We start from the raw sequence: 12,925 nt of genomic DNA, 5'->3' as shown, positions 1-12,925 counted from the left end.
ACCCACAACAACCGCCCATGAGTCCCCACCACGTCGTCATATCAGGCATCGGCCTTGTCTCTTCGCTGGGCGAAGGTCCGGATGCGCATTGGCGCAAACTCGCCCAGCCCGGCCTGGAACCCGTGCTCGAAGCATCGCGCTTCTCGCCCTACACCGTCCACCCGCTGCCGGAGATCGACTGGAACCTGCAGATCGCCAAGCGCGGCGACCAGCGGCAGATGGAAACCTGGCAAAGGCTCGGCACGTACGCCGCCGGCATGGCGCTCGACGACGCCGGCATCAAGGGCAATGACGAACTTTGCACGACCATGGACATGGTGGTGGCTGCCGGCGGCGGCGAGCGCGACGAAACCGTCGACGCCGACATTCTCGCCGCTTCGGAAAGCCGCAACGACCGTGACGTCCTGCTCAACGAGAAACTAACCACCGAGTTGCGGCCGACGCTGTTTCTGGCGCAGCTTTCCAACCTGCTCGCCGGCAACATCTCGATCGTTCACAAGGTGACCGGCTCGTCGCGCACCTTCATGGGCGAGGAAGGCGCCGGCGTCGCTGCCGTCGAGACGGCCGCCGCACGTATCCGCTCCGGCCAGTCGACGCATATCCTGGTCGGCGGCGCCTTCCAGACCGAGCATTCGGACATGCTGCTTGGCTATGAACTGGCCGGCTATCTGCATCGCGGCCCCTGGAGGCCGGTCTGGCAGAGACAAGGCCTGCAAGGCGGTGGCGTGGTGACTGGATCAGGCGGCGCGTTTCTTGTCCTGGAACAGCGCGAACATGCGATCAGCCGCGGGCGAAAGATCTATGCCGAACTCGGCCCGGTCATATCCGGACGCGCAAAACGCCGGCAGGGCGAACTCGATGCCGAGATTGCCGCCCTGCTCAGGCAGGCGGCATTGCCGAACGGCGAGTTGCTGACGATTTCGGGCGCTTCGGGTGCTCATACCGCTACTGCTGCCGAGAAATCGGCGCTCGACGCCAATCCGGCGATTGCCGCACGCGGCTTTTCGACGCTGACCGGCCACATGAAGGAAGCACAGTTTCCCTTCGCCGTGGCGCTGGCGGCACTGGCTGTCGAACGTAAGGCCGCCTACCCGGCTTTTGACCCCGCCACCGAGAAGCCGTTCAACGGCATTCCCAGGACCGTCCTTGCAACGGCGGTCGGCTATCACCAATTCGAGGGCTTGGCGTTGGTCAACGCCGCCGATTAAAGATCCGGGACAAGTCATGGCCAATCTGAACGACCACATGGGCAGGCCGATCGTCGCCGTCACCGGTATCGGCGTGGTGACTTCGCTGGGCGTCGGCAAGGCCGACAATTGGGCAGCGCTCACCGCGGGCAAGTCCGGCATCCATCCGATCACCCGCTTTCCGGTTGACCATCTGAACACCCGCATCTCCGGCATGGTCGATTTCCTGCCGTCGAGCTCCAAGGGCGCCAGTCTTCTTACCTACGATCTCGCCGAGATCGCCGCGCAGGAAGCCGTGGCCGAAGCCGGCCTTGATTCGGGCGATTTCGGCGGGCCGCTTTTCCTCGCCTCGCCGCCGGTCGAACTCGACTGGAGCGAGCGCTTTTCGCTCTACAATTCCGACAAGCACGACATCGGCGCCGAACGGCTGCTTCGCGTGGCGCGCGGCTTGAAGGAACTCGATGTCTTCGAAACCACCCAGTTCGGTTCGATCGCCGACCGGCTCGCCGACCGTTTTGGCACGCGCGGCCTGCCGATCACGCTGTCGACGGCCTGCGCCTCGGGCGCCACCTCGATCCAGCTCGGCGTCGAGGCGATCCGCCGCGGCGAATGCGACAGGGCGCTGTCGATCGGCGCCGACGGCTCGGCGACGGCCGAGGCGCTGATCCGTTTCTCGCTGCTTTCGGCGCTCTCCACGCATAACGACATCCCCGAAAGGGCGTCCAAGCCGTTCTCCAAGGATCGCGACGGCTTCGTGCTGGCCGAGGGCTCGGGCGCGCTTGTGCTGGAGTCGCTGCAGGCCGCACTGGCCCGCGGCGCGACCATCCTCGGCATCCTGCGCGGCTGCGGCGAGAAGGCCGACGATTTCCACCGCACCCGCTCGAAGCCGGACGGTTCGCCGGCGATCGCCGCCGTTCGCGCCGCCCTCGCCGATGCCGGCTTGGGCGAGGACGAGATCGATTATGTCAATGCTCATGGCACCTCGACGCCGGAAAACGACAAGATGGAGCATCTCTCGCTGTCGACCGTGTTCGGCGAGCGGATCGGCTCGATGCCGATCTCGTCGAACAAGTCGATGATCGGCCACACGCTGTCGGCCGCCGGCGCCGTCGAGGCCGCGTTTTCGCTGATGACCATGCGCGAGAGCGTGATCCCGCCGACCATCAATTACGACAATCCCGATCCGGCGATCGTGCTCGACGTGGTACCGAACAAGAAGCGCAACGCCAAGGTCGGCACGGTGCTGTCGAACTCCTTCGGCTTCGGCGGCCAGAACACCTGCCTTGTCATGGCGCGGGAACCAGTCTAAGCGAGCCTTTTCCCGCTTAACAGAACCGACAGGCTCAATGCGCGCATTGCAACTTATCGAGGACCGCCGCCTTGAAACGGTGGACCTGCCGCCTCCGCCGCAGCCTGCGCTGGGCGAAGTGACGCTGCGCATCAAAGCCGTGGCGCTCAATCATATCGACGTCTGGGGCTGGCGCGGCATGGCCTTCGCCAAGCGCAAGCTGCCGCTGGTCGTCGGCGCCGAAGCTTCCGGCGAGGTCGAGGCGGTCGGCCCCGGCGTCTCCAGCCTTGTACCCGGACAGCTTGTGTCGATCTACGGCGCGCGCACCTGCGGGCTTTGCCGCGCCTGCCGCGAAGGCCGCGACAATCTCTGCGATAATGTCTCGGGCGTTCACGGCTTCCATCTCGATGGCTTTGCGCAAGAGAAGATCAACCTGCCGGCGCGCCTGCTGGTCCCCGCCCCGCCCGGCGTGACGGACATCGGCGCGGCCGTCGCGCCCGTCACCTTCGGCACGGTCGAACACATGCTGTTCGACAATGCCAGGTTGCAGCCCGGCGAAACCATCCTCATCCATGCCGGCGGCTCGGGCATCGGCTCCGCCGCGATCCAGCTGGCAAAGAAAATGGGCTGCACTGTGATCACAACGGTCGGCTCGAGCGACAAGATCGACAAGGCGAAGGCGCTTGGCGCCGACCACGTCATCAACTATCGCGAGGACCGTTTCGAAGGCATCGTGCGCAAACTGACGAAGAAGAAGGGCGTCGATGTCGTCTTCGAGCATGTCGGCGCCGACACCTTTGCCGCCTCGATGCTGTGCCTGAAACGCGGCGGTCGCCTGGTGACCTGCGGCTCGACCTCGGGCGTCTCGACGCAGATCAATCTGATGCAATTGTTCCAGCAGCAGCTGAAGCTGCTCGGCTCCTTCGGCTGCCGTATACAAAACATGGCCGACGCCATGCAGAAAATGGCGGCGGGGGTGGTTTCTCCGGTTATCGACACCGAAGTCGGCTTCGACGGCATCGACGCCGCGCTGAAGCGCATGGAAGGCCGCGACGTGTTCGGCAAGATCATCCTGCGCGTCGGCTGACCATGATGTTGCTGTCTAAAAACATTATGGGCTAGGAATGGTCGGCAACGCATTCAAGAAGCTCCGCAGGGACTTGGCGTTCCGCCACGGCAGGCGGCTGCGCCAGTTCAACTACTGGCTGCTTGCGCGCGCCGCGATGACGATAATCTGGCTGCTGCGTCTGCTGCCGGTCGACAGCGCGCTCAATTTCGCCGACCGCGCCGCCCGTCGCATTGGCCCGTGGGTGGGGCGCCACAACGTCGCCATCGCCAATCTGCACAACGCCTATCCGGAAAAGAGCGACCGCGAGATCCAGGCCATCGCGTCCGACATGTGGGGCAACATGGCTCGGCTCGCCGCGGAATACATCTTTCTCGACGCCCTGTTCGACTACGATCCCGCCGCGACGAAACCGGGCCGCATCGAGGTCAAGGGGATCGAGCACTTCGTGCATATCGCCGGCGAGCAAAAACCGCATATCATCTTCACCGGGCATCTCGGCAATTTCGAACTGCTTCCGGTGGCGGCAGCCACTTTCGGCATGAACATCACGGCGCTGTTTCGCCCGCCCAACAACCCCTATCTTGCCGACTACATCCTCTCGACTCGCCGCTCGACCATGGGCTCGCTTCTGCCCTCCTCCACCGGCGCTTCGTTCGCGCTGGCGGCAATCCTGGAGAAAGGCGGCAATATCGGCGTGCTCGTCGACCAGAAATTCTCGAGCGGACTCGAAACGACATTCTTCGGCCGCCCATGCGAAAGCAATCGGGTTCTGGGCACCCTGGCGCGGCACTATGACTGCGATGTCTATCCGGCGCGCTGCGTGCGCTTGCCCAGCAACCGCTTCCGGCTCGAGATCGAGGACAGACTGACCTTGCCGCGCACCGCCGGCGGCAGTGTCGACGTCCACGGCACCACCCAGCTGCTCAACGACGTGGTCGAGCGCTGGGTGCGCGAGGATCCCGGCCAGTGGATGTGGTTCCACAAAAGGTGGGAGATCAGCGGCCCGCGCGGAAAGCATCGCCGGGCGAGACAGCGCGGCGAAGCCGCCTGAGCAGATTTGCGCCAACGACCCGCCCGCCGAGGCGGGTTTTTGTTTGGTAATCGGCCGCTCGATTGCCGCCTGACGCCTCGTCTCAAGTTTCGGTAGTGTCTCAGTTTGAATTTCGGCTCACGATCCGTTCCAGTCGTCCAGACTCGCTCGCGCTACGGAATAAGTTGATCCCTAGCTGCCGTTCCGTGGAACCACCTTGGAAGTCCGGGTCAGGTCAAACCCGGTCGTTTGCGAATGGCAATTTTGAAGCCGTGTGCGAAAACGCGATCTTCGGTCGATAGGCGGGACTTATGCCGGTGTCCCGTTGTCGCAAGTGCGCCACGGGATGGAGGTCCAATGGACGATCAATAAAACTAGAATTATGCTGGTAGTGGCAGAACCGCCTGGGATTTGATTTCCCCGCACAAAGGCTGAAACTGTGCGTTGAGGTCAAAAGGAATAATTGCCAACGCCGTCCTTCGGGTAAGCTTGGTGCCTCCCTCCTCATCGGCCGCCATTTCCTTTAGGATGCTTCAGGATTGCGGGAGCTGGCTATGGCCGTGGATCGCGTTCAGCGCAGAATGGCTGCCATCCTTGCAGCCGATGTGGTCGGCTACAGCCGGCTGATAGGCAGGGATGAGGAAGGTACTCTTGCGACCCTGAGAGCCTATCGCCAGATCATTGACCGGCTGATTGTGCACCATGAGGGACGGGTGTTCGGCAGCGCCGGAGACAGTGTCATCGCGGAGTTCGCAAGCCCTGTCGAGGCGCTGCGGTGTGCCACCGAAATCCAGTTGGAAATCGATAGGCAGAACGCCGACCTCCCCGAGCCAGGCCGCCTGCGATTTCGCATCGGCATCAACCTCGGCGATGTCGTCGTAGAGGGTGACAACCTCATGGGCGACGGCGTCAACGTCGCCGCGCGTTTGGAACCGTTATCACGGCCGGGCGGAATATGTGTCTCCGAGGCAATCTATGCGCAGGCTCGCGATCGGCTTTCGCTCGACTTCATAGATCTTGGCGAGCACAAGGTGAAGAATATCGCCCGACCTGTGCACGTCTATCGTGTACCCCTCGCTTCGGAGGAACAGGTCAGGTCGCCTTTTCGCGGTCTCGACGTCTTCGAATTTGAAAACGCCGACCTCTTTTTCGGCAGAGCGCGGGCGATCACTGCTTGCACCGAAAGACTGGAGCAGCTGGCAGCCAACGGCAAAGCATTTTTGCTCATCTACGGGATGAGCGGCTCCGGCAAGTCTTCTCTTCTGCGCGCAGGGCTGATGCCTTCAATCACCCGACCTGGCGCAGTGGTAGGCATCAGTTTGTGGCGCCGTTGCCTGATCCGCCCGTCCGAAGGACCTGATGCTGTCGCCTCGTTGACCGCGGGACTGCTTCGCGAAGGTGCTTTGCCCGAGTTGGCTCTCGAACTGACAGCGGCAGAGCTGACTCAACTTTGTCGAAGCGCTCCCGATCGCGCGCTGACTCTGATCCGCCAGGCACTCGGCAAAGCAGCCACCGCCGCTGGCTCGGTCCCTTCGCAAATACGATTGCTGATCGCCATCGATCAGACAGAGGAGCTGTTCACGACGGAGAAGGAACCGGCGTCGCGCGAAGGGCTTGTGCGGCTCTTGGCGGCGTTCGCCGGCAGCGGACTGGTCTGGGTGATTGCGACGATCCGGTCGGATTTCTTTCACCGCTGCGGCGAAGTCCGAGGCTTCTCGGCGCTGAAGGACGGCCTCAGCAGCTATGAACTCTTGCCGCCGACGAGCCCTGAGATCGCCCAGATCATTCGCGAGCCGGCTCGTGCTGCCGGGCTCCGCTTCGAGGAGCGTGCCGATCTGGGGCGGCTCGATGATGTGCTGCAGGACGCGGCAGCCGCCGATCCCGGATCGTTGCCGCTTCTCGAATTCGTTCTCGATGCGCTGTACGAGGTGGGCCGGGAGCGCCGGATCCTCACCTTTGCTGCGTATCGTGCGCTTGGCGGCCTCGAAGGGGCGATCGCGCGCCGCGCCGATGAAGTCGTAGACGCGCTCCCGCCCGACATCCAGGAGGAATTGCCGGCGGTGCTGCGCGCTCTCACCACGGTGCGTCCGGGCGATGAAACTGTTACGGCAAGTCCAGTCCTGCTCAGCGAAGCGGCTGGAAAGCCGGCACGATTGGCTCTCGTCGACGCGCTGATCGCCGCCCGGCTCCTCGTCAGTGATGAAGATGCCGCGGGCCATGTCTTCGTCCGCGTGGCCCATGAAGCGCTGCTCAGCCGCTGGCCGCGCGCCAGCGACATTGTCAACGCGAATAGGAGCTTCCTCGAGACGCGGGCTCGGCTCAAGGCTGACGCCCATCGATGGCACTCGGACAACAAGAACCGCGATCTTTTGCTGCCGTCCGGCAAGCGTCTCGCCGAGGGCGAGGAATTGCTGCTGTCGAGACGCCAGGAAGTCGACGATCAAGTCGTTGAATACATCGAGGCGTCCTCACGTGCCCAGAAGGAGAGAGAGGAGAAGGACCGGCAAGCAGAGCGGGCACTGATCGAGGCTGCTGAAGTAGCAAGACGCGAACGCTTGGAGCGCGAGGCCGACCGGCTCGCGGGAGAAGCTGAGCGTCGGGATCTGGCAGCAACTGCTGCGATACAGCTGGCACGACGTACGCGCTATGCGGCCATTGTCGCGACGGTGTTGGCTCTCTTGGCTGGAGCAGGCGCATTCATCGGGTTCAGAGGACAGCAGGAAGCAATGCGGCAGGCGGTGCTGGCGCAAATGAGCGCGGACAAGGCCAGGTCGGCCGAGAGGAAGGCCCTTGAGGCGCGCGACCAGGCGCTGCGCAACCAGTCTCTTTCGCTTGCGTTTCTTTCGCAGCAAACCGCAACGAGCGGTAATACTGAAGCCGCGGTTTTGCTGGCGCTCGAAGCGCTGCCGACGGGCACATCTGAACACAGACGCCCGTACATCGTTGAAGCGGAGGCCGCGCTTTACAAGGCTTTGTTAGCGCATCGTCAAACGAGGATCTTCCACCAACACGCCAGTGTGACACATGCAGCTTTCAATCGGACCGGCGACCGCATTGTCACCTCATCGCATGACGCGACGGCACGCATTTGGGACGCCCTGAATGGTACCGAGACTGCGGTTCTGAAGGGCCACCAAGGCGCCGTTGAGAGAGCCGAGTTCAGCCCGGACGGAAGCCGCGTCATTACAGTTGCTAGAGATGGCACCGCGCGCATCTGGAACGCCACCTCAGGGGAGCAGCTCTTTTTACTTCAGCCGGTCGGCAATTTTCCTACGGCGATTTTCAGCCCAAACGGCACCCGCGTGCTGACAGCGGGGGAGAACAGCGATGCATCACTCTGGGACGCTCAAACCGGAAGGAAAATCCTAAGTGTAGAGAGACGTGGAAGCTCCCTGGCTAGCTTTAGTCCCGATGGCCAGAGCTTCGCAATCGCACAACGCGATCAACGCTCCGTTCTTATCTGGAATGCGGAAGATGGCAAACTGAACCGGACTCTGCGGGTTAACGCTTGGCCGTACAGCGTCGCATTCAGCCCGGACGGAAGCCGGATCCTGATAAGCTCGTGGGGCCCAATTTCATACCCTTTCCTTTCGCATCTTTGGGACGTGTCGAAAGGCATGGAAATTGCGACATTGGCCGGTCACAAGAGCGACACACAATTACAAGGCGTAATGTTCAGTCACGACGGCCGTCGAATTGCGACGGTATCACTCGATGGTAGCGCACGACTCTGGGACGGAATCTCGGGTAGTTTGCTTGGCGTGCTCGGCCAGGAGTCCTCGGGGCTCAAACTAAGTTACATGGGCCCGGATGAGCGCGATCAGGAGATGAACAGCGTCTTCAGCCAAGACGATCGGTTCTTGGCTGCCGCTTCCCTCAACGGCACGGTTCGTATTTGGGATGTCGAGCGCACGTCGCTGCTCACCACCATCGTCGGCCATGACGCCTTGGTCGAGCACGTGGAATTCAGCCCAGTTAACAACAGCATTCTTCTCACTGCATCGCACGATCGCACCGCTCGGCTCTGGGATATCGACGGGGTTCTGACAACTGCGCTGTCCCATGAATATCCGCCGACCTTTGCGGTCTTTAGTCCCGATAATGTGCACCTTTTGACTGGAGGTGGGGATAGCGCAGCGCACCTGTGGGAGGTTGTAAGCGGACGTCAGATAGCCGAGCTTGACACACTCGAAACTGTCCAAAGTGCGACGTTCAGCCCTGATGGAAGTCGCGTTGCAACCGCATCTCTTGGGGGCCGAGTTCTTGTTTGGGACGTTGCAAGCAGACGCGAGGTCGCGCAGCTCAAATCTCGTGACGGGCTACTTCAAATTCAGTTTAGTCCCAAGGGAGACCTGTTAGCGGCGGGTTCGGCTCACGGTACCGCACAGTTGTGGGACGCGGCAAGCGGCGCCGAACTGGCCACCATCAAGACAAGCGGGAAGCTGCCACAGGCGATTTTCGGCCGGGACGGGGATCTCGTCCTTACCGCGACGGACGACAACGCTGCCCACCTTTTGAAGACGGACGGAACTGAATTCAAGGTTCTCATCGGGCATCAGAACCGAATCACCGCGGCCGCTTTCAGTCCAGACGGCCAACTGGTTGTCACGGGTTCACTCGACCGCACCGCGCGGATTTGGTCGATCAAGGACGGAAACAGTGTCGCGACGCTGAAGGGCCACGGCGACGAGCTGACAGCAGTCGCGTTCAGCCAGGACGGTCAGTCTCTCCTAACTGCCTCACGCGATGGGACCGTTCGAATCTGGAGCGTTCCGGTAGGAACAGAAAAGGTCGTTCTCAGGGGTCACAGCGGCGCAGTGGACAGCGCGCAAATCAGTCCTAACGGTTTGTATGTCGTGACGACGTCGTCTCAGGATCGCACGGTCAGGCTCTGGGCGGCGCAGTCGGGGCGCGAGATCGCAGTGCTTGCCAGCCGGGAGGACGAGGCCAACCGGCCGGCGCTGATGCGGGCGGCTTTCAATTCCGATGGAACGAGGATCGCAATCGTGTCCGGTGATGATAGCGTCCGAATAATTCGCGCGTTCCAAACACCCCTGGACCTCATTGACTACGCACGTGGGATTGTTCCACGCGAACTGACCGCATGCGAACGGCGACGTTTCTTCCTTCCTGTCGAACGTGAAGTTGGCGACTGTCCAAGCTGATATCGCTCCAATGCGCTGTCGACGTCACCACGCGGTGGTTTTAGCCGCATTTCTGCCACGCCTGGAGAAAAGTGAACCTGATCGGTCAAAGCCTCGCCTCATCGGCCGTAAGTGCGTGCTCTCGCGTGCCGGAGACGATGATCTCCAGGACCTCATGCTCGCCGGTGTTCCTGACGTAGCGATCGCCGACGTTCTCGCCGCGCTTCAGCACCATCACGCGATCGCCCACAGCGAATATGTCAACGAGGCGGTGGGAGATGATGATCTGGGCAACGCCCTGCTTTTTCAGTTCCAGCATAGTCTCGAGCAGCCGCTCGGTCGCCATCACCGAGAGATTGGCGGTCGGCTCGTCGAGGATCACCACGCGCGGCTGGAAGGAGATAGCGCGGGCAATCGCCACAGATTGCTGGCGTCCGCCTGACAGGCTCTCGACCTTTTGATAGACGGAGTTCACGTCGACCTTGAGCCGCTTGAGCACGCTGTCGGCTTCCGCGTACATTTTCCGCCGATTGACAAAAAGGCCCTTGCGCGGCCAACGGCCAAGAAAGATGTTCTGACCGACATCCATATTCCCGCAAAGAGCGAAATCCTGGTAGATCATCTCGATGCCCGCATCGCGGCTTTCGTGCGGGCTCTTGAAGTGCACCGGCTGCCCGGCGACGAAAACCTCGCCGGCGTCGCGCTGGTAGGCGCCGGTCAGGATCTTCATCAGCGTCGATTTGCCGGCCGAGTTGTCGCCGACGAGGCCCAGGATCTCGCCGGGATAGAGCACGAGGTCGACGTTGCGGAGCGCCTGCACTGCACCGAAGGCTTTTTCGATGCCCCGCATTTCTACGATCGGTGCAGGCGTGGTCGGGTCACGCATGGGTGGTCTCCGCCGTTCTTGTGCGCCGTGCGAGGCGCGCCCGCAGGCGGCCGAAGAGATTGGCCTGGCGCACCCAGATGTCGATCAGCACCGCCACGATCAGGATGCCGCCGATGAAGACGTTAATCCAGTGCTGCGGCATGGTGAAGCCCTGGACGTTGAGCTGCAGCAGCGCCCGGATCAGGGTGATCACCGCCGCCCCGGCGAGCGCCCCGATCACGGTGCCGTAGCCGCCGAAGATCGAACCGCCGCCGATGATCACCGAAGCGATGGCGTCGAGCTCGCGGAACTGGCCGGCCACCGGGTTGAAGCTGCGGAAGTAGGCGACGTTGATGATCCCGGCCATTGTCGCGCAGAGCGCCGCCAGCATTAGCGCGAGGAACCGCACCCGGTTGGTGTTGATCCCGGCATAGGCGGCGGCGCGAATGTTGCCGCCGGTCGCATAGACCTTCTGCCCGAACGGCATATAGGCGAGCACGACGCCGGCAATGACGGCGACGAACAGCATCCAGATGGTCTGGACGCTCACCACCTCGGCGATCGAGCGCAGCAGCCCGTCCGGCAGCGAGATGCGGTAGTGCAGCAGGATGTCGTTCACCTTGCGGCCAAGCAGGTTGTAGCCCTCGGGCCAGCCGGTGAGCTGCTGCCCGGCGACGAACCAGGCGGCGAGGCCGCGGGCGATGTAGAACATGCCGAGCGTGGCGATGAAGGCCGGCAGCTTGAAGCCGACGGTGACGATCGCGTTGACGAGGCCGGCACACATGCCCGCGAGCAGGCCCATCGCCACCGCGGTCACGGGGTCGGCGCCGAGAACCTTGAGAAAATAGGCGGCGGTGCTGCCGGCGAGGGCGAGCACCGCCCCGACGGAGAGATCGATATCGCCGGCGGCGATGACGTAGGTGAGCCCGATGGTGATCAGCGCAAGCTCGGTATAGTTGAGCAGGATCGCGAAGCTGTTGGACAGGTTCCACCAGTAGTCCGGCCGGAGCGCGAGGCCGGTCAGCCACAGGAGCACGGTCAAGATGATGGCGAGCGCGTCGCGCCGGGCGAGGAACTTGCCGAACCCGGTGGCCGACAGCGCCGTGTCGGTCGCCATTGCCCCCTTGGTCTGCACTCCCTCGATCGCGATGCCACCGATCTCGTAGGCCGGTGGCGGTGGCCGGCCGCGGAGCCAGGCCCAGAGGCGCCCTGCCACCTGGCGGCGGATGAGATAGGGCTCGATGAGCACCGCCACGACGAGCAGCAGTCCGAGGAACACCGGCACCGCGCCGACCGGCAGCGAGAAAACGGCATTGACCGTGATCTCCTCGTCGCCGATCTTGATGGTGCGCGTGATCGGCCAGCCCTCGCGCAACACCTTGTCGAGCAGCACCACCAGCAGGGCGCCAAGGCAGGATCCGGCGACCCGGCCGCGGCCGCCGAGGATCGAGGCGCCGCCGATGATCACGGCGGCAATGACGGTCAGCTCACCACTGACGCCGTAGAGGGGCGTCACGCCCTTGTCCTGGGCAGCTGACATCAGGCCGGCAAGCGCCGCGCAGAGCGAGGAGATCAGGTAAGCTCGAATGCGCACCCAGTTGGTCGGGATGCCGGCATAGGACGCCGCCTGCTCGTTGCCGCCGGTGGCGAAGGTCTCGTAGCCCCAGCGCGTCTTGGCGAGCACATAGGCGCCGATCACTGCGACAACAACGAAGATCACGACCTGGTTGTTGAAACCGAGGAGGTTAGTCTCGCCGAGGTGAAAAAAAAGCGGATAGCCGGTCGCCTTGGCAGGATAGTAGATCGCCTGCCCGTGAGTGAGCGCCAGCACGAAGCCGCGGCCGATGAAAAGTATCGTCAGGGTGGCGATGAATGCAGGCACTTTCAGGATGGTAACGAGCACGCCATTGACGAGACCGATCAACACACCGAGAAGCATGCAGAGGATCACCGACGTGACGACGCCGAGGTCAAGGAAGCTCGGCGCGAACAGCCTGGCGAAGACGACGGCGACTAGGCCGTAAGTTGAACCGACCGAAAGATCGAGGTCCTTGTTGACGATGACGAAGGTCACTCCGACCGCGATGATGGCAACCCGCGAGGTGTCGCGGAGCAGCGAGTGAAACGCTCCTGTCGACCCGAAGAACGCGGGATTGACGAGAGCGCCGCCGAGATAGAGCAGCAAAAGCAAGGCAACGAGCCCCACCTCCCAGCCGCCGACAATCTGGGACGGCGCACGGCCGAGTGATGTGGTCGCGGTAAGCGCCATGGTCTCTTCTGGTCGATTTCCCTGCTGCCGCATTGCGGGAGAGCTTGCGCCCTCCCGCAATGATTTCAGACCT

The 12,925-nt window shown here is 62.8% G+C and carries 7 protein-coding genes; 5 read left to right on the top strand and 2 right to left on the bottom strand.

Features of this window, described 5'->3' with window-relative positions; genetic code table 11:
• Positions 1–17 precede the first annotated feature (17 nt).
• The 5 genes from CIT31_RS32875 to CIT31_RS32855 all read left to right on the top strand — a co-directional run bounded on the left by CIT31_RS32875 (position 18) and on the right by CIT31_RS32855 (position 9,739).
• A complete protein-coding gene (locus CIT31_RS32875) occupies positions 18–1,208 on the top strand; it encodes a beta-ketoacyl-ACP synthase (RefSeq protein ID WP_095521965.1) in 1,191 nt (396 codons plus the stop codon).
• A gap of 16 nt (positions 1,209–1,224) precedes the next feature.
• Complete coding sequence (locus CIT31_RS32870; protein WP_095521964.1) at positions 1,225–2,496, top strand: beta-ketoacyl-ACP synthase; 1,272 nt, start codon at positions 1,225–1,227, stop codon at positions 2,494–2,496.
• Between the two features lie 37 nt (positions 2,497–2,533).
• Positions 2,534–3,562, top strand: a complete 1,029-nt coding sequence (locus CIT31_RS32865) for a zinc-binding dehydrogenase (RefSeq protein WP_095521963.1) — start codon at positions 2,534–2,536, stop codon at positions 3,560–3,562.
• A 37-nt stretch (positions 3,563–3,599) separates the two neighbouring features.
• On the top strand, positions 3,600–4,595 hold the full coding sequence (locus CIT31_RS32860) for a lipid A biosynthesis lauroyl acyltransferase (protein WP_095521962.1): 996 nt from the start codon (positions 3,600–3,602) through the stop codon (positions 4,593–4,595).
• A gap of 533 nt (positions 4,596–5,128) precedes the next feature.
• On the top strand, positions 5,129–9,739 hold the full coding sequence (locus tag CIT31_RS32855) for an nSTAND1 domain-containing NTPase (protein WP_165778625.1): 4,611 nt from the start codon (positions 5,129–5,131) through the stop codon (positions 9,737–9,739).
• 85 nt (positions 9,740–9,824) lie between these two features.
• Here the strand turns inward: CIT31_RS32855 and CIT31_RS32850 are convergent, their stop codons facing one another.
• The gene (locus CIT31_RS32850; RefSeq protein WP_095521961.1) at positions 9,825–10,604 is read right to left on the bottom strand and encodes an ATP-binding cassette domain-containing protein; all 780 of its coding nucleotides are present in this window, start codon (positions 10,602–10,604) and stop codon (positions 9,825–9,827) included.
• A complete protein-coding gene (locus CIT31_RS32845; RefSeq protein ID WP_095521960.1) occupies positions 10,597–12,852 on the bottom strand; it encodes an ABC transporter permease in 2,256 nt (751 codons plus the stop codon). The genes CIT31_RS32850 and CIT31_RS32845 overlap by 8 nt, the downstream gene beginning before the upstream one ends.
• Positions 12,853–12,925: the final 73 nt, after the last annotated feature.

This window comes from Mesorhizobium wenxiniae (assembly GCF_002284535.1).
GTDB lineage: Bacteria > Pseudomonadota > Alphaproteobacteria > Rhizobiales > Rhizobiaceae > Mesorhizobium > Mesorhizobium wenxiniae.
The sequence above is the reverse complement of the archived record's forward strand: the minus strand, read 5'-3'. Positions and strand labels throughout refer to the sequence as shown.